Origin of the sequence: Aliifodinibius sp. S!AR15-10 (genome assembly GCF_031569985.1) — a bacterium.
Lineage (GTDB): Bacteria > Bacteroidota > Rhodothermia > Balneolales > Balneolaceae > JAMQKA01.
In genome coordinates this window covers 22,783-44,325 of sequence record NZ_JAMQKA010000030.1, presented here as the reverse complement: position 1 = coordinate 44,325, position 21,543 = coordinate 22,783, and the positions used below count along the sequence as shown (strand labels likewise).

At 46.5% G+C, this 21,543-nt stretch carries 17 protein-coding genes and 1 riboswitch; of the genes, 9 read left to right on the top strand and 8 right to left on the bottom strand.

The features are described from left to right. Position 1: 1 nt before the first annotated feature. Entirely contained in the window at positions 2-3,259 is a 3,258-nt protein-coding gene (locus tag NC796_RS17325) for a TonB-dependent receptor (protein ID WP_310686208.1), read from the bottom strand. Positions 3,260-3,970: 711 nt separating this feature from the next. Between NC796_RS17325 and msrA the strand changes: the two genes are divergently transcribed. From msrA to NC796_RS17310, 3 genes are all read left to right on the top strand, one after another. After that, a complete protein-coding gene (gene msrA, locus NC796_RS17320; RefSeq protein WP_310686206.1) occupies positions 3,971-4,525 on the top strand; it encodes a peptide-methionine (S)-S-oxide reductase MsrA in 555 nt (184 codons plus the stop codon). A 301-nt stretch (positions 4,526-4,826) separates the two neighbouring features. After that, positions 4,827-5,384: a DUF2911 domain-containing protein gene (locus tag NC796_RS17315; RefSeq protein WP_310686204.1), complete on the top strand. Its 558-nt coding sequence runs from the start codon at positions 4,827-4,829 to the stop codon at positions 5,382-5,384. A 6-nt stretch (positions 5,385-5,390) separates the two neighbouring features. Then, the gene (locus NC796_RS17310) at positions 5,391-6,401 is read left to right on the top strand and encodes a DMT family transporter (protein ID WP_310686237.1); all 1,011 of its coding nucleotides are present in this window, start codon (positions 5,391-5,393) and stop codon (positions 6,399-6,401) included. Positions 6,402-6,489: 88 nt separating this feature from the next. Here the strand turns inward: NC796_RS17310 and NC796_RS17305 are convergent, their stop codons facing one another. The 5 genes from NC796_RS17305 to NC796_RS17285 all read right to left on the bottom strand — a co-directional run bounded on the left by NC796_RS17305 (position 6,490) and on the right by NC796_RS17285 (position 9,680). Next, a complete protein-coding gene (locus NC796_RS17305) occupies positions 6,490-6,612 on the bottom strand; it encodes a hypothetical protein (RefSeq protein ID WP_310686202.1) in 123 nt (40 codons plus the stop codon). 114 nt (positions 6,613-6,726) lie between these two features. After that, on the bottom strand, positions 6,727-7,116 hold the full coding sequence (locus NC796_RS17300; RefSeq protein WP_310686200.1) for a DUF559 domain-containing protein: 390 nt from the start codon (positions 7,114-7,116) through the stop codon (positions 6,727-6,729). A 10-nt stretch (positions 7,117-7,126) separates the two neighbouring features. Further along, complete coding sequence (locus tag NC796_RS17295; RefSeq protein ID WP_310686198.1) at positions 7,127-7,378, bottom strand: hypothetical protein; 252 nt, start codon at positions 7,376-7,378, stop codon at positions 7,127-7,129. A gap of 193 nt (positions 7,379-7,571) precedes the next feature. Then, on the bottom strand, positions 7,572-7,793 hold the full coding sequence (locus NC796_RS17290; RefSeq protein WP_310686196.1) for a DNA-binding domain-containing protein: 222 nt from the start codon (positions 7,791-7,793) through the stop codon (positions 7,572-7,574). 576 nt (positions 7,794-8,369) lie between these two features. Beyond that, on the bottom strand, positions 8,370-9,680 hold the full coding sequence (locus tag NC796_RS17285) for a DUF4147 domain-containing protein (protein WP_310686194.1): 1,311 nt from the start codon (positions 9,678-9,680) through the stop codon (positions 8,370-8,372). A gap of 272 nt (positions 9,681-9,952) precedes the next feature. On the opposite strand from NC796_RS17285, the gene NC796_RS17280 reads away from it, so the two are divergent. From NC796_RS17280 to NC796_RS17265, 4 genes are all read left to right on the top strand, one after another. Continuing rightward, on the top strand, positions 9,953-10,657 hold the full coding sequence (locus tag NC796_RS17280) for a hypothetical protein (protein ID WP_310686193.1): 705 nt from the start codon (positions 9,953-9,955) through the stop codon (positions 10,655-10,657). 170 nt (positions 10,658-10,827) lie between these two features. Further along, positions 10,828-11,040: a hypothetical protein gene (locus NC796_RS17275; protein WP_310686191.1), complete on the top strand. Its 213-nt coding sequence runs from the start codon at positions 10,828-10,830 to the stop codon at positions 11,038-11,040. Positions 11,041-11,317: 277 nt separating this feature from the next. After that, positions 11,318-13,210, top strand: a complete 1,893-nt coding sequence (locus NC796_RS17270) for a helix-turn-helix domain-containing protein (protein WP_310686190.1) — start codon at positions 11,318-11,320, stop codon at positions 13,208-13,210. Between the two features lie 258 nt (positions 13,211-13,468). Further along, positions 13,469-13,879, top strand: coding sequence for a hypothetical protein (locus NC796_RS17265; RefSeq protein ID WP_310686188.1), 411 nt, complete (start codon positions 13,469-13,471; stop codon positions 13,877-13,879). A gap of 330 nt (positions 13,880-14,209) precedes the next feature. Here the strand turns inward: NC796_RS17265 and NC796_RS17260 are convergent, their stop codons facing one another. Continuing rightward, on the bottom strand, positions 14,210-16,690 hold the full coding sequence (locus tag NC796_RS17260; RefSeq protein WP_310686187.1) for a TonB-dependent receptor: 2,481 nt from the start codon (positions 16,688-16,690) through the stop codon (positions 14,210-14,212). A 59-nt stretch (positions 16,691-16,749) separates the two neighbouring features. Then, a riboswitch (TPP riboswitch) is annotated at positions 16,750-16,845 on the bottom strand. A 184-nt stretch (positions 16,846-17,029) separates the two neighbouring features. On the opposite strand from NC796_RS17260, the gene NC796_RS17255 reads away from it, so the two are divergent. Continuing rightward, complete coding sequence (locus NC796_RS17255; protein ID WP_310686185.1) at positions 17,030-18,322, top strand: M28 family peptidase; 1,293 nt, start codon at positions 17,030-17,032, stop codon at positions 18,320-18,322. Between the two features lie 81 nt (positions 18,323-18,403). On the opposite strand, the gene NC796_RS17250 is transcribed toward NC796_RS17255, so the two are convergent. Then, positions 18,404-20,923: a M14 family metallopeptidase gene (locus tag NC796_RS17250; protein ID WP_310686184.1), complete on the bottom strand. Its 2,520-nt coding sequence runs from the start codon at positions 20,921-20,923 to the stop codon at positions 18,404-18,406. A 183-nt stretch (positions 20,924-21,106) separates the two neighbouring features. Here NC796_RS17250 and mntA point away from each other — a divergent pair, with 183 nt between their 5' ends. After that, on the top strand, positions 21,107-21,505 hold the full coding sequence (gene mntA, locus NC796_RS17245; RefSeq protein WP_310686183.1) for a type VII toxin-antitoxin system MntA family adenylyltransferase antitoxin: 399 nt from the start codon (positions 21,107-21,109) through the stop codon (positions 21,503-21,505). Positions 21,506-21,543 lie beyond the last annotated feature (38 nt).

Sequence of the window (21,543 nt, the reverse complement as noted above, 5' to 3'; positions counted from 1 at the left end):
ATTAAAAGCTCGCATTAATGCCGAATGAGAAAATGCGGTTATTGGGATACGTTCCGCGGTCAACTCCTCGTAACTGGTCACTTGCATCTACATTGTCACCTGTTGGTATTGAAGGCAAGTTCGGGTCAACATTACGATAACCCGTGATTGTGAAGAGATTCTGGGCCTGAACGTACATTCTCATATTTGAAAGACCAGGTAAAATATCAACCGGTACATTATAACCAATTTCTATGTTCTGCATGCGCAGGTACGATGCATCTTCCACATAAAAATCACTATACGAGTTTGAGAACTGATCGTTCTGATCCAATTGCGGATACCGTGCACCCGGATTTTGAACCTCACCGTTTTCAACAACAGCCGATTCGGTCAATAGGTCTCTGCGCACGTTCGTATTAAACAATCGGAATACCGTAAACTCCTTGGTAAGGTCGAATATGTCATTACCAATAGATGCGAACAGGAAGGTATTGAAGTCCCAATTTTTCCATTGCAATCCAAGGTTGAGACCACCGGTAAAGTCGGGATGGTAGCTACCAATGATTGTACGGTCGGCCGCGGTAATTTGCCCATCATCATTAACATCCACAAAACGGAACCGGCCCGGTGCTGCACCGTCCTGGCTAACATGGGTGTCCACTTCTGCCTGATTTTGGAATATTCCGTCGGTTTTAAATCCGTAGAAACTACCGATTGAATAACCGAGCTGATTTATATTCAATATATCTTGTCGCCCTGTTTCCGGACCAAAGAAGAAATCCTGATCTCCGGCAATGTGAACAATCTCATTTTTGTAATGACTACCGTTTACGTTAATGTTCCAGGTGAGATCATTACTAATTGTTCCTCTATACCCAAGAGAAACATCAATTCCTGTATTGCGCATTTTACCAACATTTCGCCATGGGGCAGAAGCATTACCCTGGGTCGCTGGGATGGCCGGGTTAAAGAGAAGATCATCCACTTCGCGTTGATACAGGTCAAGCACAAAATTTAATCGACCACCCAAAAATTCGGCATCGATTCCAAAGTTATAGGAAACATTTTCCTCCCATTTTAGATCGTCATTACCAATATCCGTTTTCCGGAAACCTTGCGCAATACCGCTATTGGAACCGGTAATATCATAGAAAGTACTACCTGTGCTACCGCCAAACTGGTCAACAGTACGGCCGGTAGGAATTTGCTGGTTACCAGTCACACCATAGGCGGCTCGCAGTTTCAAGTCATCCAAGACGTCCAGTCCCTGCATGAATGATTCCTCGGAAACTCTCCAACCAATACTAAAAGCTGGGAAGGTACCCCATTGGTTAGTTGATCCAAGACGGGAAGAACCATCGCGACGAATCGTGGCACTCAGATAATATTTCTGAGCGTAGTTATAATCCACTTTCCCGAAATAGGATAGCAGCGTATTGAAGCCACCACTCGTGCTTACATTCTTGGTTGCCGGATCCCCAAGAGCATCCTGGATATACCGGGCGTTGGGATTATCGGTTATATATCCCGCCATTGAACCATCGAAAAATCGGTCATTGCTTCTATTCGCCTCAGCTCCTGCCAATGCATTTAAATTATGATTTTGGCCCAACGTAGTCACATATGTCAGGGTGTTACTCCAGGTCCAGTTAGTATATATATCATAACCTTCCCCAAGAGAGGTAACTGAATTGGGCTCAGAATTTTCCGGTGTTGGGAGCGCGAAATCTTCATTTCTCAATCGCCCAACATTAAATCCCAAGCTGGACTTGAACTCAAGCCCTTCATACAGAGCTGCCGTGACAAATGCGTTACCTACGAACTGGTTTGATTCCGTAACATCGTTCCTGTTTTTCCACACCTGGGCTATAGGGTTACTTCCGTTCCCTAGTGTATTTGCTTTTGCTCCACCGAAATACTGTCCATTTATTGCATGAACGGGAATAATCGGCTGCATTTTAATGAGCTGTCCAACAGGGGTATCCTCTCCCATATCACCAGACTGCATTCCTCCAGTGGTTTGATCAACGGTAAAAGAGGCGTTCTCACCAAACGTAAAAATACCAGCCTCAAACTGAGTATTAACACGGATAGAACCTTTTTTGTAATAATTGTACTTCATGGTACCATCCTGATCATAATAGTTGAACGATACGTTATAGGTAGCGCCCTCGGTACCACCAGAAATATTGAGGTTGTAATTCTGAGTTAGTGCCGGACTAAAAAGCTCATCCCACCAGTTCGTACCCTGACTGGCCGGCATTATCAGGTTATCACAGTTGCATACTTCAAAGTCCTCTTCTGTCAACCCAAATTGTGACAAGTCATTAGTTTGGTTTGTCCCATCATTAGGCCAGATATAATTGGGAATTGACGGGTTGTTGGGATCACCATATATATTGGTCGGTGTTGAAAGACCGGCATTGTCATGACTGCGTTTGATTACCTCGTGATAAGCAAATGGATCCTGGATGAGGAAATCATCGTATCCTTTTACAGGTGTTGCCACACCCCAACTAGCGTTCATAGATACCTGTGTATCGCCCGGCGTACCTTTTTTGGTAGTAATAATAACTACACCATTACTGGCCCGTGCTCCATAAATAGAAGCAGCAGATGCATCTTTCAGAACCTGCATGGACTCAATATCACTGGGATTCAAGAAGTTGTTGTAGTCGCCCTGGATCGGTGTTCCATCAATAATGTATAACGGATCATTATTTTGGAACGAACTAACACCGCGAATACGAACTGTGCTGCGTGACCCCGGTGATCCATTTGATTCCACCTGAACACCCGAAATACGACCCTTCATTTTTTCAAGGAAATTCGCAGATGTTATTTTATTCATGTCATCTACTTCAACCCCAGAAACAGCACCCGTAATATCGGATTGGCGCTGAGAAGAATACCCGGTAACAAAGATTTCCTCCCCGGTAAAGGTCTCAGGCTGTAATGAGATATCAATGTTTGTACGCCCGTTAATTGGGACTTCCTGGCGCGTAAACCCAACGAATGACACGACAAGTGTGTCATTTAGAGAAGGTACATCGAGCTCAAATCGCCCTTCCCCATCGGTGGAGGTACCGGTTGCAGTGCCTTTCACTACAATATTTACACCAGGCATTGTTTCACCGTTAGTGGCATCTGTTACAATACCTATAACAGTTTCCTGGGCTTGTGCCAAGCCTGGTAAGGCCAGCAAGCCAACTAATATCCCTATTGGGATCATCTTCCCCAATAGGTAGGCTAGTTTTCTGTATACGTGTTTTTCCATTACGATACTCCCTATGTTTATTTATGGTTATGTAATGATATCGTTTAGAAAGGTATGGGATTCCGCCAAGTCAAAATTGACCAAGAAATCCGTTTAAAGACATTCTACGTACAAAGGCTGCGCAGCAATATCTTTAGAACAGCATTCAGCTACATAAACAGAAATGGAAAAATTGTAATCGTAAGGAGAGAGTCTGTATCAATTGTTTAACCCCATATTCCCCATTTTTTGATTATTTCCACCATGTCTGAAAAATGTGCTTCTTTATCCCATATTTCCCTAAGCAACAAAAAAAATGTTGAACAATTAAAATTTAAGCTATTTCACCTTAAAAAATCAACCTTTTCTTGCAAACGATTGCATCGCATGCAACTAATCCAAACCCTTATAAAAACGTGTGTATGTCACACTTTACCGGTTATCCATAGGATTCTGACCTCCTACAGGCATGCAGTAAGCCATAAAATTGCACAAAATTTGTAATCGTTTTCACTCAAATATTTAACTATTTTTAATTAAGATTTACACTTCTACATTAGAAATGATAAATCCAAATGTGGTGTTATATCGTATGGTATCGTGTAAACCCGAACAACAGACTGAACTCCTATGAAGTACCGTCATCTTTTTTTAATCGTTGTACAAGTTTTGCTTATTGCAGCATGTACATCAAAAGCTCAACAAAATAAAAGTTCAACGGAATCATATACTATGAACAATGAGAATCTTGAAGAAGCTACTTTCGGAGCCGGGTGCTTCTGGTGTGTAGAGGCTATTTTTGAAGAGTTAAAAGGCGTTAAGCATGTTGAAGCAGGGTACGCCGGGGGAGAAAAGAAAAATCCCACCTATAAAGAAGTATCCTATGGAAGTACCGGCCATGCCGAGGTTACACGCATTATCTATGATCCCGAGGTTATATCGTACGATCAGCTTCTAACGGTACTCTGGCACACGCACAACCCCACCACCCTCAACCGGCAGGGACCTGATGTTGGACCTCAATATCGATCGGCCATTTTTTATCACAACGAGGAGCAGCAGAAAATTGCTGAGAAGTCCAAAGCCGAGATCGACAAATCCGACTTGTGGGAAGACCCTATCGTGACGGAGATATCCCCCTTGAAAAACTATTCCAAAGCCGAAAACTATCATCAGAACTATTATGAAAACAATCCCAATGCGGGATATTGCCAGGTAATTATCGCTCCCAAACTTAAAAAGTTCAGGAAGGAGTTTTCACATATGCTAAAAGATGACGTGCAGTAACACCTGGGAGAGTTCATTCCTGAATTCAAAATTCATTCAACTTTCCCTTCTATACTAGCCTACCGTGACGGGATTAGTATTTCTATGTCCCCGCATAAAATTTCGTAATCGAGTAACAGGAGTAACATTATATCAGACTCCTTTATAATTTTTTTATAATTAAACTTTCTTGTTTTAGGCTGCAGTTACTTATGTTAACCAAATAATTTCAGGGATTTTGACCAGGCCTAAGAACGAATATGCATCACTATTGTTTATGGATTATGAAATCGGGAACGTTAAACTTTAAAATAAAGTCGAGATGAAACTCACACACTTTTTATCTGCCGCCACCCTTTCATTAGCACTGGTATTCTTAGTTACGCAATTTGCAGTGGGTCAAGACCGCGCCACCAACGAGACTCGTGTCAGTCCAAACGCCTCGGTCAGTCAAACCATTGGCACCACCCAGGTAACGATTACTTATGGCCGCCCCAGCGTGAACGATCGCCAGGTGTTTGGCGGGCTGGAACCATTTGGAGAAGTCTGGCGAACAGGGGCCAATGAAGCTACAACCATCACTTTCTCAGATGATGTGATGATTGAGGGAGAACCGCTGGAGGCTGGCACATATGGACTCTTTACCATTCCGAGTAAAGATCAGCAGTGGACAGTTATTTTCAACAATGTAGCCCAGCAGTGGGGCGCTTTTGACTACGACAGTGGCGAAGATGCCCTTCGCGTAGAAGTGACACCTGAGGAAGGTTCTCATATGGAACAGTTGATGTTCTATTTTGAAGATGTTTCCGAAAATTCCGGGACTGCAATTGTACACTGGAGTGACGTTAAAGTACCCTTCACCATAGAACCAGCTTCCTAACGCCTTATTAACAAAGAACACCCAGATAACAAGATACAACCGGGTGAGGCTATATCTCATCACGGCATTCTACTGCTCTTTACTTTTCTTTGGGGAGCAAACTTTATATTGGCCGAAGTAGCCCTGAAGGAGATGGCTCCTATCTCATTCAGTGTCTCCCGTTTTTTAATGGGTGGTATTGCTATGCTGAGTGTATTGTATGCACAATGCTATTACGATGCCAAAGTAGAGGATCAGCCTTTCCAGTTTTTCCCGGCTGTGGAAAAGAGAGATTGGTTGCGCCTCCTGCTGGTTTCTGTGTTGGGCGCCACGCTGGCTCCCTGGCTTGGTATCGAGGGCCTGGGACTGACACACGGGGCCCGGGCCTCTATATGGCTGGCACTGGGACCGGCCATCAGTACCGGGTGCGGCTACTTGCTCAGTACGGAAAACATGGGGAAATCTGGCTTTATCGGGGTGGTCCTGGCAGGCTTGGGAACGCTTACATTAGCCTACGACGGTCTGATGGTGGAAGGGTATTGGGTTGGTGACATGCTGCTATGTATCGCTCTTATCCTCACCGTTGTGGAACTGCACCTGATTAAGCCACTGGCCCGTAAATACGGGTCCATCAGCATGGTGGCCATGCGTACGGTTATCGGCGGCGGTTTATACCTGCTGATCGCCTCTCCATCCCTTGTTCAAGAACCGTGGCTCAATCTCGGCATGTGGACCTGGATCGCCATCCTTGCCGGCGGTGCGATAGGCGTAGGGGTAGGCCAATGGGTGAAGGTGCGGGCCTTGCGTTCCCTGGGCCCCACGCAGGTTGTCATCTATGGAAACCTGGTCCCGATTGCAGCACTTCTGATCGCTTGGTTCTCTGTAGGACAAAATCCCTCTATTTTTGAAATGATCGCCTGTGGCTTAATCATTGTAGGGGCTATCCTTATCCAGGTTATTGATGCCCACAAGCGGCGTAAGTACAAATCCAAAGAAGATGATGAGCTTTCGGTGGTTTCGAGCGCGAAGCAGGAGTGATGGCACCTTACATCTTAAAACAGAACGCGTTTACCGATTAAGTTTCACAAATAACCAAACAGGGACAATTCCCCTCCGGGTTTGAGCATCAACGCGCGGGAGATTTCTTGCCAGTCTCTCCAAGATGGGAAATAAATTCGGCCACCGCCGAAGAAAGGGGATATGCTGCTCTGCTCAAGGGCTTAAAAGTGTCCGGTTTTGACAGTGCCATTTCTTGTAATTGTTAGGAGCAAGTTGCCCATCAGTGTACGGTGAAACGGTTTCAACATGGGCTACCATCCCCCTGACCCCCTTCGAAGGGGGAATTTTCTTGCAGGGGATTACATTACTTCTCCTTTGAGGGAGTGTTTCGGCTATTTTCTAATTCTGTTATCGTTTCTTTAATCTTATATACTACTCCTTCAATGTGGTTCATCACATCGTGATCATAAAAGCGGAGAACGGTACAGCCCAACTCTTCCAGCCGTGCTTGTCTTTGCTGGTCGTACTCCTGCTTGTCATCATGGCTGTCCCCGTCAATCTCTATCACCAGGCGTAGCTTTTTGTTATAAAAATCGACAATAAACTCCTCAATAGGTTTTTGCCGGTTGAAAGTATAGTCACGCAGTTGCCCTGCCCGGAGTGATTTCCAGAGGGCAATCTCCGATGGCGTGCTGTTGTTACGCAGCTCTCGGGCTCGTTTTTTGAGTTTGGGATTGTATTTTAAGTAATCCATGATGTTGTGGCTATATTCCTTTTTTAAGCTCTTCCAGTGATGATCCTTTCATTACATTCCCTGCGTCCCTTTCGAAGGGGAATTCCCTGGATGGCTCACAGCTTCCCCCTTCGAAGGGGGAAATGAATTCGGCCACCGCCGAAGAAAAGGGGGATGTGCTGCTCTGCCCACGGGCTTGAAAGCGTCCGGCTTTGGCAATAGCCTTTTTTATAGCTGTCGGGAAATAAGCTGCCATCAGTTTATGGTGAAACAGTTTCATCATTGGCTACATCCCCCTGAGCCCCCTTCGATGGGGAATTTTCCTGCCGGGCATGCATTCATTGAGCCAGAAATAAGTACCATAAAAACGCCGTTTAAAGCCTCTCACAATTAAGTGGGTCACTTAATTACTATTAGGAACGTCTGCTAATTGTAATTAAGTAGGTCTGCTAATTATAGTTAAGAGACGCTTGTAATTATAAGGCCGCACGCCGGAAACCGACGTGCGGCTGTTTTGGGGTATGTCGCTCTGGGTCAAAGTCATCCTCGGGATCGTTAAACACCCCGGTGATGGAGGCGTTGATCCGGAACAGCGGGGTGGTAATGCTGTCGCCCTGGGCAGCACCTTGGCCACGGTAGGATGTACATTTTTTCTTAACGCTTCCCTTCGTTTTCTTCCGGGCGGTCAGCTTTTCCAAGGCCGGAGAGTTGGAATCTGGAATTTAAAAACACGAGCAGTAAGGAATAAATGGCGTACCCCTTTGGGCAAAGTACATGTAAAAAGCACCTACCGGGGGCCGAAGCATGCACTCCCGTAGTTTTAAACGATGGAGTGGGGGGTTAGAGGGATGACAAGCTAACAATTTTACCACTGTAAATAGCGTAACGTAATTCTGGCATTTGGTGTAAACCCGAAGTATTTCTGTCTGAAGAGGTGCTGACAAGAGAAGTAACCATCGACCAAGTCGACATCAGCACCGAGGAGTTCTCGGAATTAAAGGAACAACCGTTTTTTTCAAAAGTACCTTGGACGCAGAGCGTCAATCCAGGGTACCGCCGCAGAGCGAACGGTACCAAGCAATGCCAGAAAGAATCCATTCAACAACTCAACGATTCAACACCTTTCAACCTTCGACGTTCCGACTTTTAGACCTTCGACCTTTTGATCAACACTTCAACATCTCAACATTTTAGCATTTTAAAACCTATCACAGATTTCTTTCTTAAATTCGGGATGTACTGAAAGCGTTTAAAAAATTCCAGGCCTGTTAACACTAATCCACCAATACAATCTGGAGATCCATAAGATTGTTGCCAGTGGGTCCCGTCTTTAGCAGTGTTCCAAGCAGTTCGTGGAAATGATAGGAGTCATTGTTCTTTAAATAATGACGAGGATTGATTCCTTTCTTGTCCGCTTCAGCTATGGTTTTGCCCGAGACGATGGCACCAGCGGCATCCGTGGGTCCGTCTATACCATCCGTACCTACGCTCAGCCAGGTAATATTCTCAAATCCTTCGATCTCCAGTGCTCCACGCAGGGCCAGCTCCTGGTTACGACCACCCTTGCCACTGCCTGTTACCTCCACCGTACTTTCACCATAGAAAATGAAAGCAGCTGGTAAAGGAAATGGATTCTGGTGCTCATCCAGAACAATCACTTTATCAGCAATGTTACGCACCACCTGGGCCACATCATCACAATAGGCTTGTTCAGCCACCCAACAATTATATCCCTCCTCTTCCAGCAGATCTCTTGCTTTTATCGCCAACTTCCGAGCTGATCCTACTATTATAGATCGATGATCTTTCACCGAGTCCTCCCCGGGTTTCAGGGTCTCGGGGACGATGCCATCAACGCCCTGCTCAATATGATTAATGACGGAGCCGGGCAGCTGATCCCATAACTCATACTTCAGCAATACATGGTAGGCATCCTGGAAGGTAGAGGTGTCAGGGATTGAAGGCCCGCTCCCGATGAACTGGATGTCATCATTCGGGACGTCAGAGATGAGCAGGTCAAGCAGCGTCACTGAGGGATTGAGATGACGCAGCAGCTGCCCTCCCTTCACCCTGGAGATATGCTTGCGGACCGTATTGATCTCCTGGATACTGGCACCACAGTTATTCAAGAGGGCATAGGTGCGGTTAAGATCTTCGATGGAAATATCCCCTGTCGGTTGACAAACCAGTGACGAGGTACCCCCGGAAACAGCATATAGCAACAGACTGTTTTCGGGGACCTCTTTCAAGAACTGAATCAGCTTTTCTGCCGCTTTTATACTGGTTTCATCAGGTACAGGATGAGCGGCGTGGTGGAGTTCGATTTTACTGTGGACGCCACATGGCTCGTAGGAACTGATGGCCAGCGCCCGTTTTACTCTTTCGCCGAGCTCCTCACACAACGTGTACACCATCTCCCACGCAGCTTTTCCACTGCCGGCAACGTAGATCGCTGGATATTGGTCCAGGTCTATACTGGTGTCACCAATATCGATCCTATTATGGCTAATGATTTCTTTTAAAACAGCGGAGGGATTTTCTGTCTCCAGCGATCGGCTAAATATCTCTTCGGCCAACCTGTTCATATCCTTGGTATCTATTTCCGCGGTTCCGTTAATAACTATAATAGCTTTTCTTGCTGTAGAATTCTAGTCTTAAAGAAAGTTTCGTCAGCTGAGTAAAAAAAGCCGGATGCAACAAATAACCACTAATTTGCGACATAATTGCTAATCGAATCACAAAATTTAAAGCCTTTACAACATAGCTGATAATTATCTTATCGCCACTCTTCCCATCTTCATACATAGTTGTTAGAAGCATCTTGAAGAAATAAAACCATAATCAAAACCCTAATGCCATGAAGACACTCAATGTTTTTGCTTTTGCCTTTCTTTGTATTTGCCTGATATTTGCCTGCGATGTCAGCGAGGTTGATGATGAATTTCAGGAAGAGAATTCCTCTTTGGAAAACCTTGCCCCAGGGAACAGGGGGAATAACCACATAAATGGAAAGCTCCCGATCGAAAGGCATAAGCTTGTCGTAGCTTTTGAAGCAAAATTTTTTACCAACACCACCGGCCAAGTTGTGGATCCTCGATGCAATGATCCCAGGGTGCTGGATACCCAGGTGGGAGAAGGTCATGCAGAAAATATTGGTGACTTTTCTATTCATTTTAACTTCTGTATAGATCCTACGGATGTTGTTGATGACGGGCAACTTACCGATAACGAGGCGCTGCCCTACTACAAAGGAATAGGTACCTTCACCTTCTCCAACGGCGACAAACTTTTTGGCGAAATCCGTGGTGCCGTGCTGCCGACCGATAAGCCCGGATATGATTTCGAATTTATGGATCCCATGGTTTTTACAGGGGGTACCGGGCGGTTTGAAGGTGCAACAGGTGGTGGGCTAACCAACAGTTTTGTGGCTTTCGGGGCCGGAACCGACCACGAATTTTCCGCCGTCCTCGTATTACCTAAACACCGTGGCCACGACCGCGATAATGACGATGATTGGGATGATGACGACGATTGGCGTGATAATGACGATGACGACGATTAGGTAATATCCTCTGCGAGAACGCTCTTGAGCAATAACCTCTACACATTCGTTTGTGTAGAGGTTTTTATGTGCAGTAGAAAAACCAAGGTTGCTTGCAATAGACGCAACAAGATTTGATATCTCATTTATCACAGCGATATAATAACTGGTACTTATGATCCTATTATTAAATGTTTTTTATTAATACGCTCAGTTTGACTGCTAGTGACGACATTACCACTCATACGGTCAGTCTGCAACCGGAAGACAAGCGTAACATTGACTTCGGCCATGCCGATCTGTTTATAGCCAACAACGCCCCCGACCTCGTCTGGGAGATACTGCGCGGCTGGCTGGTGGATCACAATGAGAGCGGTAGACAAGGATTCGGATTGGGACGATGATGATGAATTCATAATCCGACAGGGAGACCTCTTGGGTAATCTTATCAGCCCTCTATACACTTGTGTAGAGGGTTTTTATCATAAGAATAGATTATTTTACTTTCTTTCGAGATTGCTTCCTATGCAAACGATTTGCCTTTAATATTTTCAGCTATTTAATCAAAAGAGATTATATCTATTGAATTTAACCCATCCTTTATATAATCTGTAACAATAATAGAGACTATTTTGAGCAGGTCTTGAATTATAAATAGCCACTACTTAAATCCCGCTATATATGATTCGTGAACCCTCTATGAAACAAGCTTTCATCCAGAAGCTAACTGAAATTGTTGAACAAAATCTCGATAACGAGCAGTTTGGTGTTGAGGACCTGGCAAGCGGAGCAGGGGTGAGTCGCTCCCAGCTTCATCGGAAGCTAAAAAAGCTAACCGGGCAATCGAGCAGTCAATTTATCAGGGAGATTCGGCTGGAGCACGCCATGGAGCTGCTAAAAGCGGAAGTGGCCACTGCTTCAGAAATTGCCTACCGGGTCGGGTTCAGCAGCCCGGCCTATTTCGGCAAATGTTTCCATGACTATTACGGGTTTCCACCGGGCGAAGCAGTTCATTATAAACCAGAGGATGAAGTCTCCTCTTATCCAGTTGATACTGATTCGACTCAAACGAAAGGGGAAAATACAATTCTTGTTTATTCGGCAAAAGTATTATTAATACTGATGGTGGTAATTGGCGGCTACTTCTACTTTCAGAATGGTCAGGGAAAAGAGTCAGGTGCGGAAACTTCCATAGCCGTATTGCCCCTGGATAACCTGACCGGAGACGAAGAGCAAGCGTTTTTTGTGGACGGTCTGCACGATGCTTTGATAGGAGAATTAGGCCAGCTTAGCGAACTCCGTGTTATTTCACGGACTTCCACTTTACAATTCAGAAATGCAGAATTAAATATAAGAGACATTGCGAAACAGCTGGGCGTTGAAAACGTTATTGAAGGTTCCCTCTACAGAGCCGAAGACAGCGTACGCATACAAATACAACTTATTCAGGCAGGGCCTGAAGAGCAGCATCTTTGGGCGAAAAGTTATGATCGTAACACAGAGAACATTTTATCTTTGTTGAGTGATGTAACTCGCGATATTGCTCAAAGCGTGCAGGTAACTCTTACACCGGAAGAGGATTCCCTGCTGGCTAATCGACGAGAAGTAAATCCCGAAGCCTATAAAGCCTATTTGAGGGGCACCTATCTTCTCAATCAATTTACACCGGAATCGCACAAAAAAGGAATTTCCTACCTGCTTGAAGCAACACGAATAGATCCGGCCGATCCCCTGCCCTGGGCTCGACTGGCACTGGGATATAATACCTCTGGCCATGGTATCACTCCGCCTGCCGATGCATATGAACTGGCACAAGCTGCAGCCGAAAGAGCTCTGAAACTTGATAACAGTTTAGGAGAGGTACACCTTGCACATACGGTTGTCGACCTTTATAACGATTGGGATTGGGACGCAGCGAGCAGGGGATTTAAACGTACTATTAAGTTCGACCCGAATATCGCGGAGACCTATGCTCACTACAGCTGGTTTGTTATGCTCGAAGGTGGCAGTCCGGATGACATTCTGCAACAATCCAGATTGGCTATGAAGCTGGATCCCTTTACAGCGCTTTACCCGGTCTATTTGGGATTTCAGGCTTGGTGGCTGGGCATGTATGATGAAGCGATTGCAGCGGCAAAAAAGTCATTGGAGCTAAACCCCGGTTATCCTTACGGATTTTATGTGCTCGGGTCTGCCTATGCGGCAGATGAGAATTATGAGGAAGCAATAAAAGCTCATGAAAGAGCTGTTGAATTAAATCCAAGATGGAAATTCGGGCTTGGTCATACCTATGCCGTAGCTGGCATGACAGATAAAGCCCTGGAAATAGCGAATGAATTATCATCAAACCCCACCCCTATCGGCAACTGGGGACTTGCTGAAATCTATGCCGCGCTTGGTGACAAAGATGAAGCCTTGCGATGGCTGGAGGCCTGTTATGAGTCCCGCTTTAGCTGGATGCCCTGGATCGAGTGGAATCCCAATTTTGAACCCCTATATGACAATCCGCACTTCCAGGATCTTCTTGGGCGGATGAATGTCAGAAGCAGATCTACCCTCTTCTCGAATTTTTAACGGTTTATCCTATCTTCCAATATCACAATGGCTAAGTTGTAAATACCCGCCAGCATCTTTGTTTAACGTCAGTTCGATATAAGATTTCTTATTAATTACCCGACGCTTGGTCCCTATGCTCTGCGTTGGGACCTGTTGGGACGCTCCGCGTCCAGTATAACCCTTTTGGTGTAACAGAGACGCGGAGCGTCAGAGGGGCTTCCGCCGCAGAGCGGTCGGAAGCGAGCAATTGGTGGAAGAGTCCTCGGCCTACCCGGAATGCTGTTAAATGCCGGTCAGCGACCGGTTTTTGGTAGCTGGAAGGTTAGTGATAAAAAGCAAATCGTAACGACTGTTTATGTCGAACTCACGTTAAATAATGCACAAATAATTTTTGCGACTGTATTGACGCTGGTGTTGTTGTTCGCCGGCTGTAGCGAAACACCGAATGGTACTGCCACTTCTTCAAGGATACAACCTCAACCCCAGCTGGAAGGAGTTTGGGTAGCGATAGACCAAAATGGTAATGTTGGCCACAATAATTTGCTTTACCTGACGGAATCCACTGGATTTCATCAAATTTCTTCCAAAGTTAAAGGTACTGATGAACTATACATGCAGTTTGAATACGAGAGGTCAATGGCAACCTCCTTCGTATCACGGTGGTGCAGCACCAGGTCAAAGGAGTAATACAAGCATCAGGAATGACACAGGATGTATTTTACAGCATAAACCGTGATAATCTGAGTATTTTTAACCAGAACTTCATTCGTGCCTAACTCATGTTTAAGGGGGCTTTGCAAAACCCTATGTCATTGCGAATGGTGCGAATGAAATGAGCGAAATGCGGCAATCTCCCCTCGTGTGGGGATCGCCACGCCCCGAAAAACGCGGGGCTCGCGATGACAATTTTAAATGGTGTGGTTTTGCAAAGGCCTCGTTTAAAACGGATTGCCGGCAGATTGCAAAAGGCGAATCCATCAACAGATTCGCCTTTTGATTGTCCTATTCTGCCATAACTCAAAACTTGAACGAAAGCTGAAGTAGGAAATTTCGGCCCGCCTGCGGGTAGTAGTAGCTATAGTGCTGCTGCTCACCACCGCCTACCCATCCAAACGTGTAGCCATTGGTTTCATACTCTTCATCCAGCACATTGTTGACCTGCAGCGTGGCCTGCAGACCTTTTACATACGGTATTTGAGTAAAATTATATCCAAGCCGTATGTCATTCACAAAGTACGGGTCGATAGAACGGCTCCTGTTTTCAGTATTATCGAGATACTGACGTGAAACATATTTGCTGATCAACTCAGCCGTTAAGCTGCCTTCTGTATAGCTGAATATGGAATTACCGATAAAGGAGGGCGAAAATGAAAGCGAGGTACTTTCAAACGTCGTAGCCTCCTGCCCACCTTGGTCAAAGTTATCAAGGTAATAGGTGTAATCTTCAATCCTGTTTCGACTAAAGGTGGCGTTCCCTGACCATTCAAAACCAGGTGTCAGTTCCACGCCTGCCTGCAGCTCAACGCCGGCCCGGTAACTATCCGACACATTCTGCCTGATATGGGCACCGACGTCGTTTATCTCACCAGTCTGGACCAGCTGATCTTTGTAGTCCATATAGTAGAGGTTGACAGCACCGAAAAACCAGCTAAACGAACCACGGTAACCGAACTCCCAGTCATAAAGGGATTCATGACTGGGCCGGCTTTGCGGGGTCGAATCCACATACTCGTCTCGTGTGGGCTCACGATTCGCCACACTGAATGAGGCGTAGACCCGCTGCCGCTCATCCAAACGATATACCAAGCCGGCTTTGGGATTAAAGAAACTGAGTCGATCACTCTGGCGAACATCGATAATCTGTTGTGTCCCGCTAATGGTACGGGTGTCTTTGCCCAGGAATTTATAGCTGATACCCCTCAACTGCAGATCCAGGTATCCACTGATTGCATCAGTGAAAAAGTATTGACTCTTGGCATAGACGTTGAAATCGGTTTTGAAACCGTTATTGTCGTAATAGGTCTCCTCAATGCTGCTGTCGCCTGCATATCGGGCCCAAATCACTTCTCCATAATGATCCCCGTCATACTCATTATATCCACCCCCAACGGTCACCGACCACTCGTCTTGCACGCGGTACTCCGAAGAAAATACGAGACCGTAGAAATGGTTGTTCAGCCAGCGTCGGCGCACCAGGTCGCTATTGGTAATCGTGGTATTCCCGATTTCAATCGGCCCGATACCATACACGCTCAGATCATCATTATTGCGGAATTCTTCGTAATAACCGCGACCATAGGTATAATGCAGCGAGGTATTGAGGTTCCAGCGGTCGGTAAGCTGGTAGGAGTAGTGCGCCTGGTAATGATCCTGCTGGTAGTTGTCGGTCTGGTCGTCGTAAGTGAATTCGTTGTATTGCCGATTCCCGACGTTTTCCCGCATATGCTCGGCTTGTTCGGATCCCACAAACAACCCGTTTATATAATCTTCAACGCCCTGGGCATTGCCCTCAAGGATCGGTTTCGGCACGCCATTCCATGCTTGATAGGTCTCCTCCACGCCTGAAAGGATATCCACCTTGAGAAGGCTTCGACCCGTACTTTTGGAACCACTCAGGTAGAATGACTTGAGATCTGACGAAGCGCGGTCGATGTAGCCGTCGGAGGCGATTTTGGAAAGCCGGCCTTCAAACTGCCAGCCGTTCTCCATCAGGCCGGATCCCAGCTGCACGTTGTACTTGCGTGTGTTAAACGATCCAACCCCGGTATTTACCTCACCATAGGGCTGGGCCGACATGACAGAAGTCTGAATGTTCATCGTGGCACCGAAAGCGCCGGCCCCGTGGGTGGAAGTCCCAACCCCGCGCTGGATCTGGATATTTTCAACAGATGAGGCCAAATCCGGCAGATCCACCCAGAATACACCGTGTGATTCCGCATCATTGAGCGGAATACCGTTGATTGTCACATTGATGCTGGTCGGGTCCACCCCGCGAATCCGCACCCCGGAATAGCCGATCCCCGCGCCGGCATCTGACGTCGTTGTCACCGAAGGCGTTGAACCTACGAGCGATGGGATATCCTGGCCGAGATTCTTTTTCTCGATCTCTTCCCGTTCCAGGTTCTCGTAGGCCATAGGCGAAGCTTCGTCAACACGCAGGGCGCGTACAAACACCTCGTTGCTCATGAATGACTGGGGCACCAAGCTAATTTCAAGATCTTCCCCCACTTGGTCGATCTCCACCGTTTTCGTTTTATAGCCGATAAAAGAGACGGTTAACGCCCGGGAACCATCAGCTGACAACTGCAATCGAAAGATCCCATTCTCATCGGCAGAGGTACCGTTTTGCGTGCCAACCTGGACAATATTGGCGCCGGCCAGCGGCTTGTCCGTCTGGGCATCCCGTACCGTGCCGGATATCGTTTGACTTAGTGCTGTACTGGTGATTAAAAACAGGAATAGTATTGTGCCTGAAAGGCTTGAAATGAATCTAAACATAAATCCTCCGTCTTACTTAGTTATAAGAGGAGGAGGTAAACTTGCAAGAATTGCTGAAGTATAAGAACTCCAGGTTTCCCTCCGCCGGTGTTAGCCGGTTCAGGTTCTTAGGGTATGATCTCAGCCCGCTATTGCAAGCACCCCCAACCATTGTGAGTGTGTCAAATTTTGATTCGCAAATATAACGTGTAGACAAAATAAATCAAAAAGAATTGAAAAGCAGTAAACAAGTACAAAATAACTATAAATCGATCTTTGATAGCTTAACTCATTAACAAAACGGTTTCGTCTTTTGAGATGGATTCCCGATTTTGAGAGGCACCAATAAAACATATCATAATGAAACAGTTCTCAACCTTTTTAGCAGTCTTCTGCTCAACGATATTGTTGTCCTGTTGCCAGGGCCAACAGCAGGATTCCCCACTGCAGCCGCTTTCTGTAGAAATTGAACCGAATGATATCAAAACGCATATCACGTTTCTGGCCAGCGACTCCCTGCGTGGACGCGAAACTGGCACCCGCGGAGAGGCTATTGCCGCTAATTATATCGCCGACTTCTTCCAAAAGTATGACCTCCAACCGCTTGGAAACGGCGGCACCTACTTTCAACCGTTTACTGTCAATATGGACAATGTCAGGAATCCCCATGGGGCGAGTTCCTCCCGGGATTCAGGAGATGTTCGCCTGTCAAGAAATGTGGTCGGAATGATTGAAGGCCGCGAACACCCCGACACCTATATCATAATTGGCGCACACTACGATCACCTGGGGGAGGGCACCTTTGGCTCACTGGCTAATCGGCGGCGAAACCAGATCCACAACGGGGCCGATGATAATGCCTCCGGCACGGCCGGCATATTGGAGCTTGCCCAGTATTTTTCGAATCATCCTCCCCAAAAGAGCCTGGTTTTCACCGCTTTTTCCGGTGAAGAGATCGGCCTGCTGGGTTCTCAATATTTCGTAGAAAACTCCCTTGTCCCGCTCATTCAAATTCAAGCTATGATCAACCTGGATATGGTGGGTCGGCTGCAGGACAACAAACTGCTTATCTTCGGCACTGGCTCGTCTACAGCGTGGGAACAAATTATTGCAAATGTGAACACGGACTCTCTAAACATAAACAGCATTCCGGATGGCACCGGGGCCAGTGACCACACCAGCTTTTACAACAGGCAGATTCCTGTGCTGCACTACTTTACGGATACACACGCTGATTACCACCGCCCCTCGGATGATGCTGAATACATTAACTATGAGGGGGAAGACCTGGTTCTTGAACACACCAAAAGGCTGCTTCAAGAGCTGGATACGTTGGCAGGTGACCAGCTTGTGTTTACCGAAGTGCCGGAGAATGAACAGCAACGAGATATGATGATCAAGGGGGTAACACTGGGAGTTACACCTGACTACGGCTTCGAGGGCACAGGTATGCGAATTACGGGAACCAGTAGTGGAGGACCTGCACACTCCGCGGGGTTGCAAAATGGTGACGTCATCATTGCCCTTGATGGACAACCGACCGAGGATATCTATGAATATATGGAGGTACTGAACACGCTGGAAGAAGGGCAAAAAAGCACGGTTACCGTAAAAAGAGATAAGAAAGAACTGACGCTGGAGATCCAGTTTTGATCAAACAATAATTTAAATCGCGAGCTAATGCCCGCGGTACAGGCTTAAACGCTCCCCTTCTCACTTCTTACTTCTGGTTTCTCATTTCCTATTGCCAACCATAAAAACGGCATTGCCAAACAACAATTTCCCGCTGGGCCAAAAAGCACGGAACAGCGGGTTGTCAATCATGTATACCACTGTGCCCTCTCCCAGCTCCTGCGTTCCAAAAGCCAGCGTATTTTCCAGGTCTTTCTCAGCTTCACTGCCGACAAATCCACTGACATGTGCACCGGCATTTGCAACTCCCACATTCCAACCTTCTTCAATAAAGTCGTATGCCTGGGTATCCAACTTCAATGAGAAATAAAAGTCATCATAGCCATAGCCCAGTGGGTGTGAGGGATCCATCGCTATTTTAAAAATAGAGCCGTTATTTGCCTCGCTAATACGTTCTCTCTGGTGCTGGTTGAATGAAGAATAGTTAAATCCACTACGCTCCACTTCAGTATCTTCTTTTGCTTTCAAACCGAACTCCTCTTTCCCCGAAAGTAACGCATTTGCTCCCTGGAGGACGATCAATCGGCCTCCATCCAAAATCCAGTCCTTGATTGCAGCAAATCGATCTTCATTAAGAATATCCTCATAGGAACCGTCTGGTAAGATCAATACATCATACCTGTTAAGATTTACGCCGCTGAAATAATCCGTATCAATGAGAGTCACCGGATAGTCGATCTGCCTGTCAAAAAAGTGCCAGATTTCCCCGACATTGTTGGCAGACGTCCCGTTGCCAGCAATCAGCGCAATATTTGGCGCTTCCACAAAACGCATTGCCCCGGAACCCAAATCCGGGCCCGAGTCCATAAGCCCTGTAGATACGGGGTGGAGTTGCTGCCCAAATTCGGTGGCGGTCTCCTGCACCACTTTATCAAATTGAGTTCCCATCTGTTCATTTTCATTTCGGGTGATTACCAGTGTCCCAGGTTGATACGTGACACCGTTCGTTATAAAATGCTGACTCGCCACGTGGATGGTGACCCCCTTTTTCAGCAGCGCGGCCAGCAACTGCATATCTGCCACCGTGTGCCATTCCGCCAGGTAAGCATACGGTTTCCCAGTGATGTTATTTTCAATATTTGGGTTTGGGAGCCCGGCAGATACCGGGTTGAGGCGTTCCGTTAGCGCATAACCATCCAACCCAAAGGCGTAGTGCTGCTCCCAAGCGGTGATGTCATAGGTAACGGAATCGCTCAGCTCCGGCTGCGGCTCAAAGAAAATACGTGCCAACACCGACTTGGGCTGGTAGGCACTCACCAAGTAATCGTTTGTAGTAATTTCAACCTGTTCATCTTGGCCAGTATTATAATTAAAACCAGAATATGTACCGGTTCGAGGGGCTTTCCCATACTGCACGTTATGACTCTCCAGCAGCTGCAAAAGCGAACGGATTTTATCGGGATCATTATCGCCTTTAATAACATACGTTTTGTAGTGGCCGGCGGGATTTTCCCTTGATTTCCGATAATATTCGGTAAATTCACTAACGATTTGTTCCGCATGTTGCGATACCACCTCCACCGTTGACATCCCGGTAGTAAAATGATGTATCAGTCGGTCGTGGAGGGTCAGCGTATCTCCTTCCACCTGGATGATTTTCAACCCGACCTGCCCGGCCTGCTCATAGGTCATGCCTATAGAACCGTTAAAAATGGGATATGTGTCGCCGTAACTGGGATAAAACAGGTCAAAAATTTCGCGAGTGAAATAGCGCCAGTTATTCTGGTCGAAATAGCGGGCGTGGTTTTCACCGATGGTGTGCTGGAATTCACGCTGCCAGTCGGTAATTGCCTTGTGAAACGGCTCGGCTGCGGGGGCAAAATAATAGGGCGAATTATGGCCCTGTTCATGAAAATCGACATGGACATGTGGCAGCCATTGTTGATAAATTTCATTTCGCTGACGGGATTCCTTTTGCGTAAGCCACGCCCAGTCCCGATTCAAATCAAAATAGTAGTGGTTGGTACGGCCGCCCGGCCAGGGCTCATGGTGCTCCCGTGCATGCGGATGTGGATTTGCTTCCTCACGCGCGGTGGCTTTATACCAGTGGACATACCGTTCGCGGCCATCGGGATTCAGCGTCGGGTCCATAATTACCATCGTATTTTGCAGCCACCAACGGGGTTGCTGATTGCCTGGCCGCACCAGCTCGTACAGTGTTTTCATAGCCGCCTCGCTGCTGGAGGCTTCATTCCCGTGCACGTTGTAGCTCATCCAAACGATCGCCGTTGAATCTTGTGTCGGCTCCCCGGCCAGCAGTCCCGTTCGCTTCAGGTTATTGGTTCGGATCTCCTCTTTTCGCGCAATATTCTCTTCTGTTGAAACGGTCACATAAATAAGCTCCCGCCCCTCATTCGATGTGCCATACTGTTGCCACTCCACCATCGGCGATTCGGCAGCAATATGTTTGAAGTATCCAATAACCTTGTGATGGGGCGTCCATTGTTCACCGAGCTCATATCCCAGGTACTGTTCAGGGGATTGGAGTGTTTCCTGCGCAGCGGTTGTTGTCGAGATAAACAGGATGGCAATTAAAGCTGAAAAAATAGATTTTCGTTTCATCTTCATTTTACGGAATCCGTGATTCGTAATGCGTAAATGTCTGCTGCGCATTTCAAATTAATTACACTGAATGATTGATAGTACTAAATGGTTTCTAAACCACAAAATAACGTCCCGGGAATCATTTGGAATCGAAACAGTATTTTCTAACTTCCTTCCAGGGAATTTTAAATCACTAATGGCATGAAGGCGGATAAAAAAGAATCCATAGAAAAATATTTGGAAGGACACCCAAAAATAAAGTTGGGGATTCTCCATGGTTCCGTTGCAGAAAACCGGGCCACCTTCGAAAGCGATATAGACCTGGCAGTGGCGGCCGATGAACCGCTGTCTTCTGATGAGATTATGGAAGTCATTAAAAAGATCATCGATATCTCCGGACGGCCGGTAGATTTAATTGACCTGCAAACCACCCATGGCACACTTCTGAAGGAAATTTTGACGAAGGGGACACTAATTTACTCCGGTGATACCACACTCCATGCTTCCATTATTAAACGTATGATTTTCAACCAGGAGGATATGATGCCATACCGTGATAGAATTCTTAAAGAGCAACGAGAACGATGGGTAAAAGAGTAAATAAGCTTGTAACTATTGAGAATCTTTTCCAACATCAA

Bases quoted from the DNA above. Each gene is read 5' to 3' on its own strand.
- NC796_RS17255 (WP_310686185.1), top strand. From the start codon at position 17,030: ATGAAACAGTTCTCAACCTTTTTAGCAGTCTTCTGCTCAACGATATTG.
- mntA (WP_310686183.1), top strand. From the start codon at position 21,107: ATGAAGGCGGATAAAAAAGAATCCATAGAAAAATATTTGGAAGGACAC.
- NC796_RS17275 (WP_310686191.1), top strand. From the start codon at position 10,828: ATGTTTTTTATTAATACGCTCAGTTTGACTGCTAGTGACGACATTACC.
- NC796_RS17325 (WP_310686208.1), bottom strand. From the start codon at position 3,259: ATGGAAAAACACGTATACAGAAAACTAGCCTACCTATTGGGGAAGATG.
- msrA (WP_310686206.1), top strand. From the start codon at position 3,971: ATGAACAATGAGAATCTTGAAGAAGCTACTTTCGGAGCCGGGTGCTTC.
- NC796_RS17280 (WP_310686193.1), top strand. From the start codon at position 9,953: ATGAAGACACTCAATGTTTTTGCTTTTGCCTTTCTTTGTATTTGCCTG.
- NC796_RS17305 (WP_310686202.1), bottom strand. From the start codon at position 6,612: ATGGCACTGTCAAAACCGGACACTTTTAAGCCCTTGAGCAGAGCAGCA.
- NC796_RS17285 (WP_310686194.1), bottom strand. From the start codon at position 9,680: ATGAACAGGTTGGCCGAAGAGATATTTAGCCGATCGCTGGAGACAGAA.
- NC796_RS17250 (WP_310686184.1), bottom strand. From the start codon at position 20,923: ATGAAACGAAAATCTATTTTTTCAGCTTTAATTGCCATCCTGTTTATC.
- NC796_RS17315 (WP_310686204.1), top strand. From the start codon at position 4,827: ATGAAACTCACACACTTTTTATCTGCCGCCACCCTTTCATTAGCACTG.
- NC796_RS17270 (WP_310686190.1), top strand. From the start codon at position 11,318: ATGATTCGTGAACCCTCTATGAAACAAGCTTTCATCCAGAAGCTAACT.
- NC796_RS17265 (WP_310686188.1), top strand. From the start codon at position 13,469: ATGCTGTTAAATGCCGGTCAGCGACCGGTTTTTGGTAGCTGGAAGGTT.
- NC796_RS17300 (WP_310686200.1), bottom strand. From the start codon at position 7,116: ATGGATTACTTAAAATACAATCCCAAACTCAAAAAACGAGCCCGAGAG.
- NC796_RS17295 (WP_310686198.1), bottom strand. From the start codon at position 7,378: ATGATGAAACTGTTTCACCATAAACTGATGGCAGCTTATTTCCCGACA.
- NC796_RS17260 (WP_310686187.1), bottom strand. From the start codon at position 16,690: ATGTTTAGATTCATTTCAAGCCTTTCAGGCACAATACTATTCCTGTTT.